This is a genomic window from Alteromonas sp. ABH4_452, from assembly GCF_056311825.1.
The window spans coordinates 3989817-4012417 of sequence record NZ_CM149973.1; the positions used below are offsets into that span (position 1 = coordinate 3989817).

18 protein-coding genes and 2 pseudogenes are annotated in these 22601 nt (G+C 44.3%); 10 read left to right on the forward strand and 10 right to left on the reverse strand.

The genetic code is table 11. The annotated features are described in order from the left end of the window. Window positions 1–126: 126 nt before the first annotated feature. Together hutI and hutG are read left to right on the forward strand one after the other, a co-directional pair. Window positions 127–1392: an imidazolonepropionase gene (hutI, locus tag ACYX4N_RS17115; RefSeq protein ID WP_476054893.1), complete on the forward strand. Its 1266-nt coding sequence runs from the start codon at window positions 127–129 to the stop codon at window positions 1390–1392. Beyond that, window positions 1385–2353 carry a formimidoylglutamase gene (gene hutG, locus ACYX4N_RS17120; RefSeq protein ID WP_476054894.1) on the forward strand — a complete coding sequence of 323 codons (969 nt, stop codon included), beginning with the start codon at window positions 1385–1387 and terminating at the stop codon, window positions 2351–2353. The genes hutI and hutG overlap by 8 nt, the downstream gene beginning before the upstream one ends. An 11-nt stretch (window positions 2354–2364) precedes the next feature. On the opposite strand, the gene sstT is transcribed toward hutG, so the two are convergent. From sstT to ACYX4N_RS17145, 5 genes are all read right to left on the reverse strand, one after another. Next, window positions 2365–3585: a serine/threonine transporter SstT gene (gene sstT, locus ACYX4N_RS17125; RefSeq protein ID WP_476054895.1), complete on the reverse strand. Its 1221-nt coding sequence runs from the start codon at window positions 3583–3585 to the stop codon at window positions 2365–2367. Between the two features lie 114 nt (window positions 3586–3699). Next, entirely contained in the window at window positions 3700–5121 is a 1422-nt protein-coding gene (locus ACYX4N_RS17130; RefSeq protein ID WP_476054896.1) for a S41 family peptidase, read from the reverse strand. A 124-nt stretch (window positions 5122–5245) separates the two neighbouring features. Then, complete coding sequence (locus ACYX4N_RS17135; protein WP_476054897.1) at window positions 5246–8983, reverse strand: AAA family ATPase; 3738 nt, start codon at window positions 8981–8983, stop codon at window positions 5246–5248. Between the two features lie 4 nt (window positions 8984–8987). After that, the gene (gene sbcD / locus ACYX4N_RS17140) at window positions 8988–10484 is read right to left on the reverse strand and encodes an exonuclease subunit SbcD (protein ID WP_476054899.1); all 1497 of its coding nucleotides are present in this window, start codon (window positions 10482–10484) and stop codon (window positions 8988–8990) included. Between the two features lie 259 nt (window positions 10485–10743). Then, window positions 10744–12036 (reverse strand): TMEM143 family protein, encoded by a 1293-nt coding sequence (locus ACYX4N_RS17145; protein WP_474808504.1) that lies wholly within the window; start codon window positions 12034–12036, stop codon window positions 10744–10746. Between the two features lie 664 nt (window positions 12037–12700). Between ACYX4N_RS17145 and ACYX4N_RS17150 the strand changes: the two are divergent. Beyond that, window positions 12701–13009, forward strand: a pseudogene (locus tag ACYX4N_RS17150) (PAS domain-containing protein); the annotation flags it as partial. After that, on the forward strand, window positions 13010–13543 hold the full coding sequence (locus ACYX4N_RS17155) for a methyl-accepting chemotaxis protein (RefSeq protein ID WP_476056468.1): 534 nt from the start codon (window positions 13010–13012) through the stop codon (window positions 13541–13543). A gap of 151 nt (window positions 13544–13694) precedes the next feature. Here the strand turns inward: ACYX4N_RS17155 and ACYX4N_RS17160 are convergent, their stop codons facing one another. Beyond that, window positions 13695–14012, reverse strand: a complete 318-nt coding sequence (locus ACYX4N_RS17160) for a DUF3718 domain-containing protein (RefSeq protein WP_136780592.1) — start codon at window positions 14010–14012, stop codon at window positions 13695–13697. Between the two features lie 328 nt (window positions 14013–14340). Between ACYX4N_RS17160 and ACYX4N_RS17165 the strand changes: the two genes are divergently transcribed. Then, entirely contained in the window at window positions 14341–14943 is a 603-nt protein-coding gene (locus ACYX4N_RS17165; RefSeq protein ID WP_476054900.1) for a YigZ family protein, read from the forward strand. A 2-nt stretch (window positions 14944–14945) separates the two neighbouring features. Next, window positions 14946–15008 (forward strand): annotated as a pseudogene (locus ACYX4N_RS17170) (hypothetical protein); the annotation flags it as partial. 85 nt (window positions 15009–15093) lie between these two features. On the opposite strand, the gene ACYX4N_RS17175 reads toward ACYX4N_RS17170, so the two are convergent. From ACYX4N_RS17175 to ACYX4N_RS17185, 3 genes are all read right to left on the reverse strand, one after another. Beyond that, window positions 15094–15630: a redoxin domain-containing protein gene (locus ACYX4N_RS17175; RefSeq protein WP_474808510.1), complete on the reverse strand. Its 537-nt coding sequence runs from the start codon at window positions 15628–15630 to the stop codon at window positions 15094–15096. A 227-nt stretch (window positions 15631–15857) separates the two neighbouring features. Further along, window positions 15858–17804 carry a M1 family metallopeptidase gene (locus tag ACYX4N_RS17180; protein WP_476054901.1) on the reverse strand — a complete coding sequence of 649 codons (1947 nt, stop codon included), beginning with the start codon at window positions 17802–17804 and terminating at the stop codon, window positions 15858–15860. Window positions 17805–17969: 165 nt separating this feature from the next. Beyond that, the gene (locus ACYX4N_RS17185; protein ID WP_474853793.1) at window positions 17970–18398 is read right to left on the reverse strand and encodes an organic hydroperoxide resistance protein; all 429 of its coding nucleotides are present in this window, start codon (window positions 18396–18398) and stop codon (window positions 17970–17972) included. Between the two features lie 139 nt (window positions 18399–18537). Between ACYX4N_RS17185 and ACYX4N_RS17190 the strand changes: the two genes are divergently transcribed. The 3 genes from ACYX4N_RS17190 (at window position 18538) to ACYX4N_RS17200 (ending at window position 20328) form a co-directional block, all read left to right on the forward strand. Next, on the forward strand, window positions 18538–18978 hold the full coding sequence (locus ACYX4N_RS17190; protein WP_476054902.1) for a MarR family winged helix-turn-helix transcriptional regulator: 441 nt from the start codon (window positions 18538–18540) through the stop codon (window positions 18976–18978). 153 nt (window positions 18979–19131) lie between these two features. Beyond that, the gene (trhA, locus tag ACYX4N_RS17195; protein WP_476054903.1) at window positions 19132–19788 is read left to right on the forward strand and encodes a PAQR family membrane homeostasis protein TrhA; all 657 of its coding nucleotides are present in this window, start codon (window positions 19132–19134) and stop codon (window positions 19786–19788) included. Window positions 19789–19812: 24 nt separating this feature from the next. Next, on the forward strand, window positions 19813–20328 hold the full coding sequence (locus ACYX4N_RS17200) for a protein-tyrosine phosphatase family protein (protein WP_476054904.1): 516 nt from the start codon (window positions 19813–19815) through the stop codon (window positions 20326–20328). A gap of 58 nt (window positions 20329–20386) precedes the next feature. Here the strand turns inward: ACYX4N_RS17200 and ACYX4N_RS17205 are convergent, their stop codons facing one another. Continuing rightward, window positions 20387–21295, reverse strand: a complete 909-nt coding sequence (locus tag ACYX4N_RS17205; protein WP_474808522.1) for a LysR substrate-binding domain-containing protein — start codon at window positions 21293–21295, stop codon at window positions 20387–20389. Between the two features lie 311 nt (window positions 21296–21606). Here ACYX4N_RS17205 and ACYX4N_RS17210 point away from each other — a divergent pair, with 311 nt between their 5' ends. Further along, a complete protein-coding gene (locus tag ACYX4N_RS17210; RefSeq protein WP_334057183.1) occupies window positions 21607–22584 on the forward strand; it encodes a universal stress protein in 978 nt (325 codons plus the stop codon). The last annotated feature ends 17 nt before the right edge of the window (window positions 22585–22601 follow it).

The following is a 22601-nucleotide window of genomic DNA, read 5'->3' on the forward strand; positions in this document are numbered from 1 at the left end:
GCATACTTGTATATACAAGTATGCACAAGTACACTGATTTTTAAAATTTGCGCTATGTTTCAGTGAAGGCACTGGATAAAACTAGGCAAAGTGCTAGGCAATAGGTGACTTAAGGTGGAACACGTTATGGCTTATCAGTACGACTCGGTTATTTACAACGTTCGCATTGCATCTATGCAAAACAATGGCTTGCCTTATGGCGAATTACCTTCACATGCCATTGCCCTGAAGGACGGGAAAATTGCTGCACTAATTCCCTGCGACAATTCACTGAGCGAAGTGCTTAAGCAAGCCAAAAACGTACTTGATGCCACTACGCTTATTTCTCAAGATGAAGGTGAAGGAGCAAACGCCAAGCACCCATGGTTATTGCCTGGATTCATCGATTGTCATACTCATCTAGTGTACGGCGGTAACCGCGCTGAAGAGTTTGAGATGCGTTTGCAGGGAGCAAGTTACGTTGACATAGCCCAGCGAGGCGGCGGCATTAAAGGTACAGTGGAAAAAACGCGATGTGCTGATGAGCGCACTTTGCGTAATTCCGCGATAAAGCGAGCAAAACGCCTGTGCGAAGAAGGCGTTACCACCATTGAGGTGAAATCAGGGTACGGATTGGATTTAGACACTGAAGTGCGCATGTTAAATGTGGCTAAATCCCTTGAGCAGCATCTTCCTGTGAGTATCAAAACTACCTATTTAGGCGCTCACGCCCTGCCCAATGAATTTGCTGAGGATTCAGACGGGTATATCGATTTCATTTGCAGTAAGGTACTTCCTCATATTGCTTCACATAACTTGGCTGACGCCGTTGATGTATTTTGTGAAACTATCGGCTTTTCCACTTCACAAACAGAACGGGTGTTTAGCTGCGCACAGCAGCATGGTTTACCCATTAAAGCTCATGTAGAGCAGCTTAGCGACAGCAAAGGTGCAGTTCTAGCAGCTAAGTACGGCGCACTATCGGTAGATCATATCGAATACTTAGCTGACAGCGATATCCCCTTACTTGCCCAAAGTGGTACTGTTGCCGTATTACTTCCGGGCGCGTTTTATTATCTAAGTGAAGTGCAAAAGCCGCCGGTAAATGCACTTCGGGCCCATAATATTCCAATGGCGATAGCGACAGACTTTAACCCTGGCAGCTCACCGTTAGCCTCTATACTTACCGCGATGAATATGAGTTGCGTGTTGTTTCAATTAACCCCAGAAGAAGCACTTCGCGGCGCTACAGTGCACGCGGCGAGCGCACTTGGGCTACAAGATCGAGGTATTATCGATATCGGGAAGCTGGCAGACTTCACCTTGTGGGATATCGAAACGCCTGCTGAACTTGCCTACTGTATTAATGGCCATCGCCCTATTGCTGTGTATAAGGAGGGGAAACATGTTTAAGTGGCAAGGCAGAATAGACAGCGAAGATGGTGCTGAAGGCTTGCGCTGGCATCAAAAAGTTAACGAAATTGAGGATGCTGAAGATAGCGCCTTGACCAACACTATTACTCTTGTTGGTTTTGAAAGTGATTTGGGTGTGGCATTTAACAAAGGCCGCGTAGGTGCAGCCGCGGGCCCAAATGCTATTCGCCAAGCACTTGCAAACTTGCCCTGGCACTGGCCAAGCGCAGGATTGGCTGATTTAGGGAATGTTACCGCTAAAGAGAACTTAGCCCAAGCACAAACCCAATATGCCGACGCCATTTGTTATGCGCTCAAGCAACATGATGGATTGGTCATTGGGCTGGGAGGGGGACATGAAATTGCATGGGGTAGCTATCAAGGCGTTTTTAATGCAAGCCCAAAAACGTCTCGTATTGGTATTATTAATTTCGACGCCCATTTTGATTTAAGAAAACCTTCTCCAAACACCAGTTCAGGTACGCCGTTCAGGCAAGTGTATGAGCACTGCCAGTTACACGACACACCGTTTCATTATGCCTGTTTGGGCGTATCGAAAGCAGCCAATACACCAGCACTGTTTGACTTTGCCAACACGTCTAACACGCGCTATTTGACCGACGTAGCATTAAGTGATGAATCGCTTTGTATGCAGCGAATAGATGAGCTGCTATCTCCGATGCTAAAAGACATCGATGAGCTTTACGTCACCATATGTTTAGATGCATTTCCAGCAGCACAAGCACCTGGTGTTAGTGCACCCTGTGCATTGGGGATTTCTCCGGCTCTTGCTATCAACACGCTCCACTTTTTAGCTCAGCACCAAAATACTTACGGGTATCAATGGAGGCTGTGTGACGTTGCGGAAATGAACCCGAATTATGATATTGATAGCCGTACAGCAAAGCTGGCTGCACGGCTAATTTTTGAGGCGGTAGATGCAATAAGCTCGCACACTTAACGATTTAACATTTACTTGCCACCCGCCCTTTCACACGCAGCGGCGGTAAACAAGACATCAGTGGAGCTATTTAGTGCGGTTTCAGCAGAGTCTTGCAATACGCCAACAATAAAGCCCACCGCAACCACCTGCATAGCCACTTCATTCGGTATATTAAACAGGCTACAGGCAAGCGGAATAAGCAATAGCGAACCGCCAGCAACACCTGAACTTCCGCATGCTGATACCGCAGCAATAACACTTAACAGTACAGCAGTAGGGAAATCTACAGAAATACCTAAGGTGTTAACCGCAGCTAGTGTAAGCACCGTGATGGTGATCGCAGCCCCAGCCATATTAATGGTGGCGCCTAACGGAATGGATACCGAGTAGGTATCTTCATCTAGCTTTAAGCGTTTGCACAACGCCATGTTTACCGGAATATTGGCGGCAGAACTACGGGTGAAAAATGCCGTGATACCGCTTTCTTTTAAGCATTTAAACACCAAAGGATACGGATTCTTTTTCGTTGCCAAAAAGACTAACAGCGGGTTGGTCACAAGTGCGATAAATAGCATCGCGCCAATGAGTACCGTTAATAAATGAGAGTAGCCAAGCAAAGCTTCAAAGCCCGTTGTAGCAATGGTATTAGCTACCAAGCCGAAAATACCGAAGGGCGCGAGTTTAATAACAAAACCTACCACGGTTGTTACGCTATCTGCCATATTTTGCAGCAGTGCTTTCGTTGCCTCGCTAGCGTGTCGAAGGCCTAAACCTAGACCTACAGCCCAAGTAAGAATACCGATGTAGTTTCCATTTACTAGCGCATTCACCGGGTTATCCACCATGTTATAAAGTAACGTGGTAAGCACTTCCGACACCCCTTTTGGTGCAGCTTGGCTAATGTCAGAGGTCACTAAACTTAAACTTGTGGGAAAAGCGAAGCTTGCCAATACGGCGGTGAGTGCGGCCAGTAGTGTGCCCAACAGATAAAGCACAAGCACGGGTTTGATAAAAGTTTGCTCGTTTTGCTTGTGGTTGGCAATGGACGCCATGACCAAAACAAACACTAATAGAGGCGCTATCGCTTTAAGGGCCTTTACGAATAAGCTCCCCAACAGCCCTACTGATTGAGCAGCTGAAGGTGAAAAACTCGCTATCGCAATACCACATACAATACCAATGATAATTTGCAGTACCAAACTGCCATTCATGTAGCGCTGAAACAGGCTAAGGCGTGACGTTGAATCCATAAATGTTGGTCCATTATTATTTTGACGACGCACCATAAAGTATTACGCCCAACAAATGAACCAGTTTGGTCTTAGTTACTCGCAAATTACCGTGTGCTTGCCGTTTATAAGGGTTTACATGCCTTCAAGTATCTTTTGCGTATAAGACGTCCACTCGTAAATAGGGATCTCTTCGTCAATATAGTAGTCTGGCTGAATGCCTACTCCATCAATGGCCATGTGGGGGATGCGCAAACTTTTGGTTAAACTGTAATGCAAAGTAAAAGCACCGCTCGGTGAATCAGTTTGATACATGTTTGAGATATCGAGCACACCCGCAGTGGTCTGCCCAAATAGCTTTACTTTTTTGCTTTGTTTAGCCGCCAGCAAGAACTGCTCAGCGGTGCTACCATTACTTGAATCAACAAGTACGCCTATACTTTTTGGCAGAGGTTCAATTTTATCAAATTTCTCTACCGTTACATCTTCACCAATATTGATGTAGCTACCAATGTGTTGCTGAAGAATGTCATATCCGTCTTTAGCCCACTGCTTTTCTTCTTCACTGAAATGAGGGTTTTGCAAAAAGCCGAGCATTCTAGAGTTGTTAAGCTCGGTTGATAAGTATTCCACGCCTACAGTGCGAATAGGGTTGGTGTATAAAATTGGTAGCAAAGAAGCATAGCTTGCATCACTACCACCACCGTTTCCTCGGATGTCGATAATGAGGTTTTCGGTTTTTAAAATCTTGTCTAGGTGCTTAGCAATTAGCGCGTCGATATCTTTTTTGAAGGCATGGTTGAAAGACGGTATGCGAACAAGCACTGTGTTCTCAGAAATTCTCTTGAATAGCGGGGCTTTTGCACTAAGTAGGCGCACATAACGCGTTACTTCAGGCGATGATTCTTGTCGCGGTTCCTGACGCGACATAACGATAAAGCTATTTCCCAGTACCACATGATTGTTACCTAAGAACGTCATGGTCTCTATTTGTCGGGCGGAGTGATCACCCATCAAAAACGTTACTTTTGCGGCATTGTTGTCTTCAGGGTCGTTAACGATGAACTTTACTTGCCCTGCCTTCCATGACGGATTGGTACTTTCAACGATATAGCCTTTATGGACATTGCCTTCTTTTTTTAAGGCAACCGTATAGCGTGAAAATTGCCAAATACCCTCAAGAGACTCATCACTTTTAGTTTCTAAATGCTGTTTAAATGCTGATAAGTCAAAATCATGCACTGCAGATTCGGGTTCCGCTTCGCCTGAAGTGTTTGTATTAAGCGCAAGACCAATATGTCCCTTGCGAAAAAACGTGAGCCAGTCGCCAAGCACCGTGTGGCATTGCGCTTCGTTTTTCACACTTTGAACCTGATCCAAGATGGCACTATTGTGGGCGGAATAAAGGTCCTGACCTTTTTGCTCAACAGAATATTGAAAGCCGGCATCGTTATTTTCGAACGTCTCTTTTAGCCATTCAAACTCACTTTCGCACTGAAAGGTACTACCAAACGAACAGAAAGAGGCGACAAGAGGAAATATTGCAAATCGTTTCACTATTTATGATGTCCATATCTACATTTAGGAAGAATAAAGTATCATAAAACCATGATCTTGCGAGCATTTACCAAGCACATACTTGTAAGCAAACGTTTTAGCTACTAATTCCTAAGCGGTGAGTTCACCCCACCGCGTAAGGCTTTTCTAGTGCACTTAAGCCCACACCGTTGCGTTTAATCACTTTAAGCTGAGTAGGAATACGCTCTTTCATGGCTTCAATATGGCTTATCACGCCAATCATCTTTCCGCTGGCATTTAGGTTGTCTAGTGCATCAAGGGCCACATCTAAGGTTTCAGCATCAAGGGTGCCAAAGCCTTCATCTAAAAACAGCGAATCGATACTAGTCTTGTGACTAACCAAGTCAGATAAAGCTAATGCCAGTGCAAGGCTCACCAAAAAGCTTTCTCCGCCAGACAGGGTTTTGGTGTCTCGCACTACGTCACCTTGCCAGGTGTCTAATACACTTAAACCCAACCCTTCGTTTTCTTTTCGCATTAGCTGATAGCGACCGTGCAATTTATCAAGCTGCTGATTTGCAAGCTGCACTAAGTTGTCTAACGTAAGCCCTTGGGCAAACCGTCTGAATTTGTCGCCGCTTGCCGAACCAATTAATGAATGCAGATAAGTAATATCGTCATAATAGGCCTCAAACGCGGCCATCTCATCCACAAGCTGCTGCTGCTTTTCACGGGCTTGATTGTTAGCGCTTAGCTGCTGTTCAATTTGCCCTAAAGAAGATAACAGCGCGTCACGCTGCTGAGCTTGCTGGGTAATTTTCGAATCGAGCCACTGTGCACCGTGCTCTTCTAACTCGCTCTGCCACTGCGCTGCATTAGCATGGGATTTTAGCGATTGTTCGGTAGCTAGCGCGTTTTCTAGCTTTAAGTCCGCTTGTTGTTTTTGCTGAGCTAATCGCTTTTGCAGTTCAAGCAGGGTGTTGCGAGTTTCTTCGTCTAAAAGTGCATTGCTGAACGCTTGCTCATCGGCAAATGGGCTGCTCGTCAACTGACGGTTAAAGTGCTCTGTTGCCTCTGTAAGTGCCAGTTTTTTCTCGTTTAGTTGCTCATTAAGCTGGGCAATTTCGGCTTCTAAACGAGACAAAATAGTGTCCGTTTGTTGCAAGCGAGATTTGCATTCACTCACGTTTCGCTCAGCCTTTTCTTGGGCAGCGCTTGCCTTATTCCTTGTTTCAGTAATATCCCCTTCTGGGAATATGTTTGAGCGCGAGTCCCGCAGCGCCTTTAAACTATTATCTAGCTGCACAAGCTCTTCGGATACGCCCTTAAGTTGGTTCTCAGCGCTTTCGATATCACGATTGACCACAAGCAAGGTGCTACTTACCCCTTGCAACTCATCTTTAAGTTTGGCGTGTAGCTGATGATTGTGTTTATAGGTTTTAAGCGCTTCGGCTTTTTCATTTAACCACGTGGCAATTCCATCAATAGACAGGTTGTGAATATCAGCACCGTGCGCCGTCATAGTCTCGCTGAGCGCTAAAATACCATCGTTAACCCCTTTTGTTTTATTCTCTAACTCTGCACTACGTTCGGTAAATTGCTTTTCCAAGGTTTCGCGCTGCTGCAGAGAAACTGCAAGTTCTGACTGCTTGCCTTGTAATGCCTGTTGCGCTTCATTTTTAGCCTGCAAAGCAGCATTTAGAGCTTGCTCGCACTCTTCTAAACGGGTTAATTGGGCACTAATATCATCGAGACGAGTTTTAAACTCCTGGGTAAATTGGGCGACGCTTTGCGATGTATTCATGTCGACGTTTTCAAAGCTTGGTATATCAGCGCTAAGTACGCTTGAGATCTGCTGCCACTTTTCTAACAGCGTATCTCGTTGCCCGCTTGCCTGTTCCAACTGCTTATTAACCTGAGCAAGAGTGAATTCAGTCTGTGCAACGCTTTCTTTTGCTCGCGCCCCTCGCTGCTCAATATCATCTAACTGCTGCTTTAGGCTATCTCGCTTTTGAATAGTTTCAGGTACATCAATAACCACGCTAGACGTGGTGTGCTCGTTTGCCCCACAAACAGGGCATGGCTCGCCATTTTTTAACTGTGCGCGAAGGTGCGCCACTTCAGCATCCAGGGCGATAATCGCTTCTATGTCTTTTAAATTACTACGAACTTGCCTGTAAGCATCAACCAAGGCTTGACGGTCAGATTGCTGCTGAGCTAGTTTCTTCGCTAAGTTTTCCTTTTGCGCACCCAGCGATACTCTGTCTTGCTCTAGTGCTAAATATTGCTGTTGAATATGCCCTATCTGTAACACGTTATCCCAATGATGGAGCTTGGTATCACGCTCTTGCTGAAGGCTTGCTTTGCTGGTTGCATTAGCACTATTAGTATCACTTGGTTTGTCAGATAGCGCGGCCTGAAGTGCCTCTTCGCACTTGGCCACTTGCGCGTTTTTGTCATCGAAGGTCTGCGTTAAGGTGTTTAACGACTCATTTGTTTTTGCGATAGCGTCATCTAGGGATGAAAGCGCCTGACGATGATTATTTACGCTTTGTGTCAGTGTTTCTAACTGCTTTTTATCGTGTTCAATATGACGCGCCGTTTCGCTCCAGCCACTTATAAATTCCGCTATGCCGCTAAGTGAGTGATGTTCATGTAAGTAGGTTTCCAGTTCAACAAGCTTGGTCTTGTTATCTGCCGAAGCGTTTTCGATTTCTGTGCGCTTTAGCGTTAGCGCGTTTATTGACTGCCTTAAACGTGCCGCGTTTTCGTTTGCTTTTTGCTGTTCAGTAGTGAGTTGCGCTATTTGGTTATCTAGCGGAACTACCTGCTCATTTATGCGCTTTTCAAGCTTACTGCTTTGTTGCTTTGTAAGAACTAACGCTTGTTCGGCGTTGGTCACTTCTAAACTGAGCTGTGCCTTTTGCGTTTTTACGTCGGGCAACTGGGCTGCTTTCTCTTCAAGTTTTTCTTTATAACGGGTTACATCTTGCTGAAGCCCGTTTCTTTGCAAAAATGGCAGGCGAAGCTTTTCAGCTGGCTCGCTTTGGGTTAGGAGTTCAAGCTCATGCTTTGCCTCATTGATGGCGCTATTCGCAGCCTGCTGTGCTTCACTGGCTTCGTTAATGGCTAGCTCGTTTGTGTTAAACGCATGTTGCCACTGCTGTTGCTTTTGTAACTGAACAAGTGTTTGGTTAGACGTTGCGACTTGGCTCTTGGTTTGTGCTTGCTCTTCTTCAAGCTGGGTAATTTGCTCGTCGCTAAGCAAGGTTACGCCTTCCAGCTTTATCGCAAACTCTTTTTTCTTTTGTTTAGCGTCACTAAATTGCTGATGTACTGCCTGTGATATCTGCCCGTAAATTTCGGTACCGGTTAACTCTTCAAGCAACTCGGCTCGATCGGCCTCGTTAGCATTTAAAAACGCAGCAAAATCCCCTTGCGACAACATCATAGACTTGGTGAAACGAGCAAAATTAAGGCCAGTCAGCTTTTCAATCTCTTCGCTTTTCGGCCTAACTTGGGTAGCCAATACCTTGCCGCTTTCAACTTCGGCCAGCTCAACATCGGCACTTTGCAGGTTACCGTCAACTTTCCCTCTGGCCCGACGCATACTCCAAAACGCACGGTATGCTTTCCCCTTAATATCAAACTCAACCTCCGCCAAACACTCCGCCGTGCCGCGGGTCATGATGTCGTTGTTAGACGTTGAAATTGGCCCCAAGCGAGGGGTTTGGTGATAAAGCGCTAAACAAATGGCATCAAGCAGCGTGGTTTTACCCGCCCCCGTTGGGCCTGTGATAGCAAACAGCCCATTGTCGATAAACGGAGACTGGGTGAAATCTATCTTCCACTCCCCTTTTAGAGCGTTTAGGTTTTTAAGGCGTAAGGTCAATATTCTCATTGTGTTACTCGCCTTTGTTTTCTGTCTTGTTTGCCAATGATGCCTCTACTGGCGCTTCAGCATCTTCATCATTGGTATGCACTCGTTCTAGCGCTTCATTAAACAGCTGCCTTATCCGGTTGATGCGTGAAGCGCTTTTCTCTGTCCCTGCTTCTACCTTTCCTCTGGCGCTTTGGTCATCATCTAGCAGGGTTTCTTGTGCCGACTCACTTGTTGTATTATCTTCTATGCTCTCCAATGCCAAACGCGCTTCAAATACATCGTTTACTGATAGTTCGCTAAGCTGGACGTTTTGCTTTTCCGTTAAGCTATTTACTGTTCGCTTACGCTTGCGTTTCAACTGTAAAATCTCAGCGTTTTTCCCTTCTAACAAGCCCTGAATACGCTGTTGCAAATCAGTTAGGTAGTCTTCTGTTTCAACTTCAATGCATAACCACACGGGGTCTTTAGGACTAATGGCGTTATCTACTTCGCTAAGGGGTTTATTTACCTCGCTAAGGGCTTTATCCACTTCGCTAACGGCATCACCTGTTTGAGAAGAAGCTAGCGCGATGGCTTCGCTTTCATTAATGTCCGCCTCAATCGCTTTTAAATCGCCTTTTATTACTTCCATGGCCTGAAAGCGCGGTACCGGAAGCGTTGAGATAGTTGGCGTTGTGCTTTCAGATTCAAACGAGACTAACACCACTTGTTTTTGTGTGTTTAGTTCATCAAAACTTAGCGGTATTGGCGAGCCTGAATAGCGAATGTGTTCTGTCTTTGCGACTTTCTGTGGCCTGTGAATATGCCCAAGTGCAATATAATCAGCAGGCGGAAATCCCTTGGCGTCAAAGCCTTCAAGGGTGCCAATGTAGATATCGCGCACACTTTCTGACTGACTCACGCCTAAAGCGGTTAAGTGCCCTGTAGCAAGAATAGGAATGGCTGCGCTATTTTCACTCCCCTCTTTTATTCGCTTTTCTTCAATTGAGGCGCGCAGTGACAGGGCTTCATTGTAAAGCTTTCCGTAATGCTGCTTTATCGCGTCGCCCAGCGCTCGGCGCTTGTCAGTGCCGCTTTGTCCTGCCTCACTAACAAGCACATCACGTGGGCGAATGAACGGTACGGCACACAGTACGGCACTGGGCTGCCCCTTGCGATCGTTAAGCGTAATGACTTGTTCACTTAATTCGCCATAGGTACTGGCTATTACGTGGCTATTTAAGTATTTCAGTAGCGCCTTACTTTCGTTTAACACCGACACTGAATCGTGATTTCCTCCCAGCACCACCAATGTGCACTGCATGCCCTGTAGTTCACCGATAAACGCATGGTAGAGCTCTCTGGCGTAGCTAGGCGGCGTGCCCGTGTCAAACACATCACCCGCGACAATAATCGCATCTATTTGATGCACTTCTACTTGTTGAAGAAGCCATTTAAGGAAAGCGGCATGTTCGTTTTTGCGACTTTTCGTAAAAAAACTCTGACCTAAGTGCCAGTCAGACGTATGCAATATTTTCATGTAGAAGTGAACCAGGCTTGTTGCATTGGAGATAAAGATGCGCATTCAGTGCAATGCGGTTGCTGCCAAGGTGTGTACATAGCTCTACACACCTTAAGGCAACTATAGAGATTTTGTGCTTTTATGACAACGGTTTGAAACTTCCGTTGCCGGTCTTATTTTTTTCCTTAGCCTCGTTTATTTAAAACCAAAGGCGTCGCAAAGGATACCAGATGAAATAACCTAGCTTGGGCAATCTGCTAGACGGTACAAGAAACAATCAAACAGGCTGATAAATATTATCCCAGTAGTCATCAAGTATCTTCACAGCATCGTTAAGCGCCCGCGCCACAAAAATATCGCCGTATTGTTCGACTAGTTCCATGTCCACCAGCTTATTAATAGCGTCAGTAACGTCGAAATCGAGCGCACAATCAAGCTCTTTTGAAAAGTAACTTTCTATTACACTATCGAGCGTTGCCAATGTCATTCCACCAGCGGCAATCTCGCGCTCTGCACGCACCGCGCAGAATGCAGCACCACCTTCTACAGACACTTCACTACATTTCAGCAAAAATGTATAAGCCAACAAAGCCTCTTTGCAGTCTTCTTCCTCTGCCGCGTCAATTAACGTATGAAACACGCCAGCGTTATTGTCCAAATTCTTAAAATACAGATTGTCAGACAAGGCCTTCATAAACCGAATTTTTCGGTTTTTAAACTTTGTCCATTCCTTAAAGATAAAGCTGCCGAATACACCCATGCCAATACCAAAAGTTATTAGGCTTTGCTTAGTCAATTCCACTTCTTCGTCTTTAAAGCCAAGCCAAAAGGCCAGAAAAGATGCCATGAGAAGTAGCGATGCGCCTAATTTAGTCACTAGCACCACGGTGCCACCTATTGCCGCCGATGCACTAATGATCAACTTATCTAGCGGACGCATTTTGACTTCGCTATTGGGAAACAGCATCTCCAAGTCTGCTTTAGGTACGTTTTGGAAAAGCTTTACTATGGTGGAACCAGGTTTAAAGGTAACTGGCGTTTGCCCTTTCTCTTTGAAGTAGGCTTCATCTTTAAAAGTGATATAAACAGCCACTTTGTCGTAATTTGTAAACGACACCTGCTTTTTGCGTAGTCCGAAAAAGGTACGTACGGTTTCCGTTTTTACCGACTCGCCCCGTCGATAAAACACCACATCTTCAAAGTCATTGAAACTTACCGCGAGACGCACTTTGAACAAGGATTCCTCATTCATTGCAGCTTCCAAATCATCATCTGTGACTTTCTCAAAATTAGCTGCGTTTAAGAGGCTGGCAAACCCCTTGGCAAACGCTTTTTGGTTCTGTTTGAGTGCCCTTTCATCTGAAGGCTGCAATTCACGTGTGTCTTTATTTGGATCGAAATGGCTATAGCTATTTTTCAGCGCTTCTAGTTGTTCGTGGTACTGGTAATGTATACGGCTGAATAACAGCGTAGAGAGAGTCCGCAAACCTTCGGAATCGTAAAAAAGTAACCCCTCACATAAAGTAGCGACATCATGCTTACGAAAAGGAATAAACCGTTCTAATGGCATCAGGTGGTCTTATCAGTTTTATTAATTCTTGTTCAATGCGGATAGTTACTGCACTGTAATAAAAATACAACCATTCTTGGCGGAATTAAGCCCAATGGATAATACCTAGCTCGTGAAATCCGCTAAATGTTTAAACGAAATATTTCTTCAACAAAGAGCATCTATACTGCGCGCATTTAAAAATATGCATGTAACTTAAGGAGACATTATGTTTGTATCAAGCTCTCGATACAATAATGACATATCGGCTCTTAGGGACGAGAGTCAAGGTTTGCTTGGTACGCTGGATGCGTTTAAAAATAATACGGCTTATGCCATCTACAATACTGATGGACAGTGCACCTATGCCTCTTCAGCATTACTTTCCATTTTGAATTATCCAAACTCCACAGTAGCATCGTTTTCTCATGCCACGATGCGAGTTGAAGGGGTTGAAGCTGAACCCCAATACAAAACGTTTTGGCAACAGCTCGTTAATGGTGGCAGTTTCAGCGGAACGGTTGCAAGAAAATCAGCGCTCGGTGAAACCAAATGGCTTAAAGCAAGCTATGTTACTGCAAATAAAAACGGTAGTGTGGAAGTACACGCTATTTATCACGATATTACTGAACACGAAACGGCGTATTTTGAAGGTAAAGCAGTCACTGATGCGTTAAACAAATCGATGGCGGTTATCGAATTCGAGCCAGACGGCACTATTATCACAGCGAATGACAACTTCACGGCCACAGTCAAATACAGTTTGACTGACATTCAAGGTAAACATCACCGCATGTTCTGCCGCGATAAGTTCTATCAAGAGAACCCCAATTTTTGGGATAACCTTGCTCGAGGCAATTTCTCTTCGGGTCAGTTTGAGCGCGTAGATTCAAACGGTAATGCACTGTGGTTAGAAGCAACCTACAATCCCGTGTTCGACGCTTCAGGTCGAGTAGTGAAAGTGATTAAATTCGCATCTAATATCACCGATGCAGTGAATGAGAAAGATGCCATTGCACAAGCAGCTGAATTAGCAGTATCAACCGCTGAAGAGACTTCACAAATTGCTGCGGATGGCGCCTCTTCTTTGCAGCGTAGCGTAGAAACTTTCGACGCTGCTCTTTCTGAAGTTGAAGAAACCAACCAGCTAATGCATGAACTCAGTGAACAGTCACTTAAGATTGAAACTATTGTGACAACCATTAGTGGTATTGCTGAGCAAACCAATCTGTTAGCACTAAACGCTGCCATTGAAGCAGCACGAGCTGGCGATCAAGGCAGAGGTTTTGCCGTTGTAGCCGATGAAGTAAGACAGCTTGCGCAGCGAACTAGTGACTCTACAGTGGAAATAGAAAGCGTGGTTGCAGAGAACAGAAAGCTTGCTGACAAGTCGACGAAGAAAATGTCAGGCGTAAAAGATAGCGTAGACCAAAACAGTCAGCAAATTGCACAAGTTCAAAGCATAATTGATGAAATTCAAAAAGGCGCATTAAATGTATCAGAAACCGTTTCCGGTATATTGCGTTAAGAGACCTAGATAAAGATTAGAGAGGGCTGTCATTGTACACAGCCCTCTTTTCTTTAACCTGCTCTTCTAAATTTATTGTACTTCTCTAAATTTACTATAATTTGAAGGTATACAAGCACTTAGAGCAATCTTCTGAATTGGCGCTTTCGCTCTATTTAGTGTGAGCTACATTAGCAATGTGCTGCTGTTGAATATTCAGATATTTTTTAATGCTATCTCCATTTTTACCGTACTGGTCTACAAAAGCCGAGACCGTAAGACCATTACAAGTCATCTCTTCTGCTACGTATTTTTTATCTAACGCTGACGCTTTAATCTGGTTGTGAAACTTCCATTTATTTCCAGTTGCAGCCGTTACACAAAGGTTAGACGTTACTGAATCGTCAGTAGGGATGAATTCGACAGAAGCGAGAGCACTTCCAGTGAATAGTGATGCAAGAGCAACAATAGCAATAGTACGTGATTTCATAGCATGATTTCCTTATTGGGACGAAGTTACCTGTTAGTGGCATTACGTCTTAGCCACATTCACAATTAATATTGTTATTACAATCACTACGCCAACTTTAAAAAAACCATTGAACTTAATAACTTAACGACAAACACAACAGAAATCACTTATCTGTAGCGCATGAGAAAAACCACCTTTCAAGATAATTAGCCAAATAGTAGCATTTTTGACCACCCTATTTTTATAGGTGCCTATTGCTATTGAAACAATCCGTTATTTAGCGATAGATTGCTTCATCTGACTGATTAAGCTTAAATAAAAAATGCTCTTGGCTTACAATGTGCCAATGACTTATCCCGTTCCCGCCAAACAGGTTGAAACCCTGTACGAAATTAAGAAAAGCAAGTTCATTGCTTGCGCCGGCTTTGCCAATTCTCGTGAAAGTGCAATGGCACTTTTAGAAAGCGTCAAACAACAATATCCCGACGCCAGACATCACTGCTGGGCTTATGTGTTTGGAAACCCCAATGCGCCCAGTAGTGCAGCTATGGCCGATGACGGCGAACCTAGCGGCACAGCAGGAAAGCCCATATTGAATGTGCTTCAGCACAAAGATATTGGCGATATTATGGTTATTGTTACGCGGTATTTTGGTGGCGTTAAATTAGGTGCAGGAGGCTTGGTTCGCGCGTACTCCGCAGCAGCTCAGCAAGCTATTGACGCTCTTGAAATAAGACAAGAAATTAAGCTAGAAGCACTTAGCGTGGATATCGACTTTAAACATGAACAGTTCGTACGTCACTTGGTAGAACAAGCCAAAGGCAAAATTGCCAACTGCAGCTATGGAAGCAGTGTAGCAATAGAGGTTGAGCTACCTTTAGATGCACTAAGTGATTTTAGAAAGCAAATGGCGCCCATTGCTTTTTCAATATCTGCTAAAAACGAGTAAGTTCAAGAAAATTAAAAGGCCTGAGTCCGATACAATATCGAAATCAGGCCTTGGTTGCCGTTTAAAAAATGAGTCCAACTGTATGGGGTCATTTCATAAACACTAGAGCCTCACTTTTGAACGACATATCACTATTACTGACTCGCAATCTTAGCCTTTAAACGTACCGCGAATAGGATAGTTATTCTCTGGGTTGCGAATAAACTCTAGACCCGATACTAGCTGCTCTAAGTCTGGACGAACGAACGGCGCGTTGGCGATTTCAGCAATGTGAATTTCGTTATCACCGTTAAGCACAAACAACGCGGGCTCTGCGAAATTGTGATCGGTTTCTTTTTCTGAACGGGGCTCAGAAATATATAGACCTAGTTTTTCCATGTCGCTTTGCGACAACCCGTAAGCAATCGGGAAGTTGATAGACAAGTCGTTTAAGTGTTCTTCAAGCTGCTCTTTACTATCGCCGCTTACCGCGACAACATCAATATTGAGCTCACGTAGTCGACCTGTGAAATCTTCAAGTTTGTTTAAGTATTTGGTACAAATCGGGCAGTGCTTGCCACGATAAACAACTACCATCTTCCAGTCACATCCTTCGCCCTTGTCAGCCAGCGATATTGTCTCGCCAGTTGATAACGTCGCTTTTACTTCAGGAAAAGTAGTAGCTGGGTGCATCTTTTGTGTATACATAAAAACTCCTTAACAATTAATTCGAATCCTTCAGCGTGCGGCTAGCAAATAAGCTGCTCAGCTGCACTTTAATTACAGTTAAATGTTGATACGCTCGTCCTAACTTTAAGATCGCCTTTCTGAACAATCGTTCAAATTTTCGTACAAATAATGCGCTTGGTAAAAATAAAAAAGCAGCGCCTAATGCGCTGCTCTACTTGTCACTAACTTAACAGAACGACTGATGATTAATTCACATAGCCTTCATTCGCTTTCACCGTAAGTGGGTGATAGCCCGGTTTAGCTTCTTCAAATGCGCGTTTAGCAAACGCCTTGCCTTCAGGTGTTTTTGATAGCTCGCGATAAAGGGGCTTAACAAGCTTATTGCGCCCTATCGACACCAAGTAGCTATACAAACGATCATAGGCAGGCTGATAGTTATTCTCTACTGCGATCATCAACCAGCTATGAGCAATTTCGTTGTTTTTAGTCGAGGTGAGTGAAAACGCTGAATCTAGCTCAGCAAGCTGAGCTTCGCTTAACGTTTCAGGCATGTTGTTTAGAAAATATAGCCACTCGTGTACAGTCCACTGCGCGGTTTCAATATCCGCCGCTTTCACTTCGCCAGAAAGCCAAGCGCTTCGTGTGTCATCGATTTTAGTGAACGCATCAGATTCTGGCTGTGGTGCGCCTTTTGGAATGCCAGGCTCAAAAATCCAAGTATGAATTCGCTCTGCGTCTAGCTTATCTGGGTACTGCTTCAATAACGTATCGTCTAAGTAGGCTATAAATGTATCAGTGGTAATACTCTTAAAAGCAAAGTCTTTGAAGTATTGCATTAAAAATGCGTCAAAGTTTTCGCGGCCAATTTTTTGTTCGATTTCACGTAAGAAAAGAGCGCCTTTTTCATAGGGAATATTAGAGAAAACGTCGTCTGGGTTACGGCCTCGAAGGTCGATGGCAAGGATTTCATCATTCTCATCTAGGGCTGCAATGTCGTTCTCTAAATCTTGATAACCCAGCACGGCTTCTTTCTTGAAGCGATCGTGGCCGTAGATCATTTCCATAATGCGGTAAGTTAGATAAGTCGTGAAGCCTTCGTTTAACCAAAGGTCGCGCCATGTAGCATTGGTGACGGTGTTACCAGACCAGCTGTGTGCCAGTTCGTGTGCTATTAACGAAACCAAGCTTTTATCACCTGCGATAACTGTAGGTGTGATAAACGACAAACGAGGGTTTTCCATACCGCCAAACGGGAACGACGGCGGGAGAATAAGAAGGTCGTAACGGTCCCATTGATATGGACCATAGGTTTCTTCTGTTACCTCTAACATGGCTTCGGTATCTTCAAATTCTTTTGCGGCGCTTTCAAGAAGTGTGGGCTCTGCATACACACCCGTGCGCTCGCCCATGGCTTTAAACTTTAAATCACCGATTGCTAACGCAATAAGATACGAAGGGATAGGTTGCGGCATGGTGAACTCATATTCTCCATCGCGCACAGTAGTAGGGTCGTTCGACGCACTCATCACCGCCAATAGCGCTTCAGGTGTTTTAATGGTTGCGTCATAAGTTACCCGTACTTGCGGAGAATCTTGAAGCGGAATAAAGCTGCGCGCATGCACTGCTTGTGCTTGAGTGAATAGGAACGGGTGCTTTTTACCCGCAGTTTGCGCTGGTGTTAGCCATTGTACACCAGATGCTTCAGGCGAGGTTGAATACGCTACCGTTACTGAGTCTGCCGCGCTAGGTAGTGTAATTGTAAGAGGCGTACCTAAATCAGCGTCCGTCTCCCCCATTTCAAAAGGAACGATTTCACCGTCAACGGTTACACTCTTAATATCCAGAGCGCGGGTATCTAGGACCAATGTATTGTTTTCAGGCTCTGTTCGCTTTATATCAAGAGTCACATCACCAACTAGCTGCTGGGTCTCAAAGTTTGCTGTTAGGTTTAGACTGAGATGGGTAACCCGAATCTCATTAGGGTTCGCGAAGGAGTGATAATCTACCCCAGAGGCAATGGCTGCATCGGCGTGATTTTCTACCGAAGCTGTTTTTGCTTCAGTGTTTGAATCTGAACTTACGCTGACGGCTTGATCTTTGTCTGTCTTGGCTGCGTCTACATTGCTGTTATCGCTGCACGCAAACAATACAGGCGCACATACGAACGTAGCCAGTAATCCGTACTTTTTCATATAACTTCCTAAAGAATGATTGATACTAAATTAGTGTATCAAGCTGTTATATGACTGGCGAATCTAATTCAATAAGCACGCCCGCTACGGCGGGCGTTATTATCTGTGTTTATTGGCGTTTATTGGCGTTTATTGGCGTTAACAGCTAAACCAATTGAAGTGAAATTAGGCTAAGCTAATATCTATTTCAATATTGCCACGAGTCGCATTTGAATATGGGCATACTTGATGGGCAGTATCGACTAAGCTTTGTGCTTGTGCTTTGTCCATATCACCTAAATCAACAGTTAGCTTAACCGCAATAGCAAAGCCTTGCTCGATAGGGCCAATTGAAACGTCGCCCGTTACGCTAATGTCATCAGCTAGCTTTACCTTTTGCGATGCTGCTACATGCTTTAACGCCCCAATAAAGCACGCTGAATAGCCTGCCGCAAACATTTGCTCAGGGTTAGTACCTTCACCGCCAGCGCCACCTAGCGCCTTAGGGGTAGACAATTTAAGGTTTAAATTACCATCGCTAGATTTTGCTGTACCTTCGCGACCGCCGGTTGCTGTTGCGGTTCCGGTATAAACGACTTGTTGAAGCTTATGCATAGTTGCTCTCCTCAATAATGAACTGCTAATTTACTTTGCATGCAAAATAAATTAGCACTGAACCCAGTTGCAGATCAAGTATTTTGTATGCAAAATATAAATGACGTTCAGAGACTAGTAACAATAAGGGTTAAGTGTCATGTCAGAATTATTAAAGTTGGAAAATCAGCTTTGTCATCGTTTTTATACGCTGTCGAATGCATTCACTCGCGCTTATCGTCCACTTCTTAAAGCGTTAGATATTACCTACCCTCAATACGTAACTTTAATGGCCCTTTGGGAAACCGATGACATCACTATTGCTGAGCTTCTTGAAAAAACAGTGATTGACGGTGGTGCCATGTCTTTGATCTTAAAAAAGCTTGAAGAAAAAGGCTTTTTAGTCGTGAATAAAGATGAGGTCGACAAACGCGTTAAGCGTATACAACTGACCAAAATGGGTAAGGAGCAGAAAGCCGTAGCAGAAGAAGTACCCGCGCAAATGCTTTGCAAGTTCAATGGTATGACTACAGAAGAAAGTCGCACATTAAAACACCTTCTGGATAAATTGGGCGGCTGCTTCGAAAACACCGATTTATAAGTTCCTTTGTAATCTTATCGTCATCAGACTATCGACGTGTTCTGTTAATATTTTCATATTGAGCGAACAAGTGTGCGCTATAATTGTCATAGATATGCGGAAAGATAAATAAGAGGTGTGCATATTTCTACTGATTACAAAGCAGGAGACGTGATGACAGACGTGAAGGAACAAACAAAAGCTATTTCTGCCAAAGCTTACTCCGTTTTAGAAGAGTGGTTGAATAGTATTACTCACGGTATTGGCTTTATAGCGGCTATCGTGGGTTTAGTATTTATGCTGTACCGCGCTGAAGATACATTAGCGCTAACCACAGCCGCCATTTACGGCTCTACCCTCATTCTCGTTTTTTTAAGCTCCACGCTTTACCATGCCATTTCGCACCAAAAAGCTAAGGGGTGGCTTAAGTTATTCGACCACAGTGCGATTTATTTATTGATAGCAGGTACTTACACACCTTTACTATTGGTTTCAATTGGTGGCGTCTTAGGTATTACCATGACTGCTATTATTTGGAGCTTAGCGCTAGGTGGCGTCGCGTTTAAACTTATCGCTCAGCACAAGTTTCCAAAAGTGTCGGTAATGACCTACCTATTAATGGGATGGATTGCTCTAGGTCTTATTTACCCACTCTATGTCGCTTTGCCAGGCGCTGGACTCTGGTTACTGGTATCAGGTGGGCTGTGTTTCAGCGTAGGCGTGTGCTTTTACGTGGCAAAAAAGGTAAAGTACACCCATGCAATTTGGCATTTATTCGTAATTGGCGGATGCAGTTGCCATTACTTTTCTATTTATTATTTCGTCGTTTAACAAAAGGTTTTAGATAACGCAGCTATGCAAGACGCTGAGAAAAAAGAAGACAGCACAACAGCAAACCCGAATATCGCGTGGTTTTCACTACGCGCAGGTCAAATATGCTTGGGGAAAAAGCCCGTAGAAAGCGATTTTAAACGGCTTAAGTCACTGGGTGTTACCCATATTGCAACGGTGCAAACCAGTGAAGAAAAAGCTCCGGTTATTCGCGATAGCTCGAACGCGGCAGGGTTAGAATGGTTATGGGTTCCCTTTTTACACCCGTCGTCAGAGTCACCCACCGAAGATGTACACCTTCATCAATACCTTCATGAGCTATCTCAAATGCTGACTGAGGGAGCGAAGATATATCTACACTGCGACGGTTCACAGCACCGTTGTAGTCTTTTGTTCTATGCGCTTTGCCACTATTGCCGCGTTTCATCTAATAGTGCTTACAATGCGCTGCACAGCTTTGGCGCTAGTGCGGCAAATAATCTTAAAAGATCCGAACTCACCTGGGCTGCAGAATTAGGGCATATCGCACCTAAAATGTAGGCTATAAAAAACGCGCGGCAATACGAAAACTGACCCGCGCGTTTTGCATACGCTAAATTTATTTCAACGTAGGCTTTGGCAGCAGAGGCGAGATGATTTCACCAATACGACGAAACAACTGCATACGCGTTGTGCCTGAACGCCATACTAACCCAATCTCTCTAAAGCCCTGTTCTTCGGCTGGGAAGCTTTTAAGTCCAGTGTGCTCAAGAATGGATTGATTGATCGCGAGCTCAGGTAAAAAGGTGTAGCCCATTTTGCTGTTCGCTAGTTGCACCAAGGTATACAGGCTGCTTGCCGCCACACTGCTAATTTGGTCGCTATGCTGAAGGTTACACGCGCTTACGGCGTGGCCTGTCATACAATGTTCTTGCTGTAATAAGAAAATACTCTTTTTAGGCAAGGTCGAAATATCCACTGGGTTAGGCAGTTGCTCGGCCATATCTTCGTGAGCGATGAGGTGGAACGGGTCGTGCCCCAAAACCATTTGTTTACACCCTGGGGTTTCCATTGGAAGCGCTAAGATCAGTAAGTCTAATCGGCCGTCAGTTAATTGCTGTAGCAGTTTTTCGGTGGTGTCTTCCTGCATCTCTAAATTGATCTCAGGTAGAAACGTAGAAAACGCCCCCATCATGCCTTCAAACAAAAACGGTGCGATGGTAGGAATAACGCCTAACTTTAAGGTCCCTCGTTGCCAGTTGCCCGCGTTTTGCGCGTATTCAACTAGCTCACCGGCTTCTTGTAGCAGCACCTTACTGCGCTCAACAATATCTAAACCTAGTGAAGTAAACACAAACGTTTTGTGTTCACGTTCTAGAAGCTGACTTCCAAAATGTTCTTCTAAGTTCTGAATGGCCGTACTCAGTGTTGACTGACTTACATTACAGCGCTGGGCAGCACGATGAAAATGTTGCTCTTGATGTAGCGTCACCAAATAGTGCAGGTGCTTAAGATTAGGCCATTTCATGGATATCTCACAATGATTCAAAAAGGGATTAAAAAATATTGGATTAATCTAACATAAAGATTAAATACAGCCTAGGGCTGTTACTTATGCTTAACCACACTCACAACCTATTATCTAGGGTTGCGTTTATTTATTCGTCCGTTTACTTCGTTTTATAAGAAGCTTTTAAGAATTTGCCATTCCCAACTGGAAAGCCTTTATAAGTAGCGTTAGGATTAAAGAAATGCATCAATTACCACATGTTTTTACAGCAAAGTAAGACCCGCTCTTGTATCATTCAATCAATTAAGCGAACCACTATTGAGGGCAGTATGAAAGGACATTATAAAAACATTTTATGTGTGTTGAGCGACTCACATCGTCAAGATGACACAGTTGCTCAAGCACTGCATATCGCCAAAGCTCACCAAGCCTCGCTTACCATAATGCTTTCTCTTGAATCACTACCTCCTAATGCGAGTATGGTCATGGAGTCATTCTCTTACGTGGACTCTCAACAAACCATGGAAACTCAGGCTCAGCTTTGGCTTAAGCAGCAGGCAGAGAGCTGGGGTAAACAATACGAAGTGTCAACAGCTGTAACGGTTGGGCACCCGTTGATTGATATCGTTCGCTATGTGATGAACAATAATATCGACTTAGTGATAAAGCGAGCAGAAGAAAGCTTTTTAGATAAACTATTTGGCAGTTTGGATATGCAACTGTTTCGCAAATGCCCCTGCCCTCTGTGGGTTATCAATCACAAACCGCGTAGCCAGTATAAAAACGTAGTGGCAGCACTTGATCTTAACTACCACTACCCCAGTCACGAGGTATCAATAAGACGCGACCTTAACCGCGATATATTACGACATGCTAGCCAAATAGCCTTATTAGAATTTGCTCAGCTGCATATTGTTCACGTATTTGATGCGGTACCGGAAAACATAGCCAGAGATGGCTTTATTACCGTCGATAACGACAGGATGGAAACTGACCTAGCTAAAATTCACGCTGAGCGTGAAAAGGAGTTAGAGAAGCTACTTTCTGAACTTTCTGATGAACTCGACGACAATGTTTGGGAATATTTACAGCCTAAGAACCATATTGTGCATGGTTACCCACGTCGAGAAATTGCAGCTACAACTACATCGCTAGATACTGATGTAATTGTTATGGGTACAGTATCTCGCTTGGGAGTGCCTGGTTACATCATGGGTGATACTGCCGAAGAAACTATTCACCAGTTAAAATGTGCTGTGGTAGGCGTTAAACCAAGAGGGTTTGAATCGCCAATTTCGCGAGATTGAGCATTTCTTATTAGTTT

Coding starts and splice junctions, on each gene's coding strand:
- ACYX4N_RS17210 (WP_334057183.1), top strand. CDS start 21,607: ATGAAAGGACATTATAAAAACATTTTATGTGTGTTGAGCGACTCACAT.
- ACYX4N_RS17160 (WP_136780592.1), bottom strand. CDS start 14,012: ATGAAATCACGTACTATTGCTATTGTTGCTCTTGCATCACTATTCACT.
- ACYX4N_RS17135 (WP_476054897.1), bottom strand. CDS start 8,983: ATGAGAATATTGACCTTACGCCTTAAAAACCTAAACGCTCTAAAAGGG.
- trhA (WP_476054903.1), top strand. CDS start 19,132: ATGACAGACGTGAAGGAACAAACAAAAGCTATTTCTGCCAAAGCTTAC.
- sstT (WP_476054895.1), bottom strand. CDS start 3,585: ATGGATTCAACGTCACGCCTTAGCCTGTTTCAGCGCTACATGAATGGC.
- ACYX4N_RS17205 (WP_474808522.1), bottom strand. CDS start 21,295: ATGAAATGGCCTAATCTTAAGCACCTGCACTATTTGGTGACGCTACAT.
- hutI (WP_476054893.1), top strand. CDS start 127: ATGGCTTATCAGTACGACTCGGTTATTTACAACGTTCGCATTGCATCT.
- ACYX4N_RS17180 (WP_476054901.1), bottom strand. CDS start 17,804: ATGAAAAAGTACGGATTACTGGCTACGTTCGTATGTGCGCCTGTATTG.
- ACYX4N_RS17175 (WP_474808510.1), bottom strand. CDS start 15,630: ATGTATACACAAAAGATGCACCCAGCTACTACTTTTCCTGAAGTAAAA.
- ACYX4N_RS17145 (WP_474808504.1), bottom strand. CDS start 12,036: ATGCCATTAGAACGGTTTATTCCTTTTCGTAAGCATGATGTCGCTACT.
- ACYX4N_RS17190 (WP_476054902.1), top strand. CDS start 18,538: ATGTCAGAATTATTAAAGTTGGAAAATCAGCTTTGTCATCGTTTTTAT.
- sbcD (WP_476054899.1), bottom strand. CDS start 10,484: ATGAAAATATTGCATACGTCTGACTGGCACTTAGGTCAGAGTTTTTTT.
- ACYX4N_RS17185 (WP_474853793.1), bottom strand. CDS start 18,398: ATGCATAAGCTTCAACAAGTCGTTTATACCGGAACCGCAACAGCAACC.
- ACYX4N_RS17200 (WP_476054904.1), top strand. CDS start 19,813: ATGCAAGACGCTGAGAAAAAAGAAGACAGCACAACAGCAAACCCGAAT.
- ACYX4N_RS17165 (WP_476054900.1), top strand. CDS start 14,341: ATGACTTATCCCGTTCCCGCCAAACAGGTTGAAACCCTGTACGAAATT.
- hutG (WP_476054894.1), top strand. CDS start 1,385: ATGTTTAAGTGGCAAGGCAGAATAGACAGCGAAGATGGTGCTGAAGGC.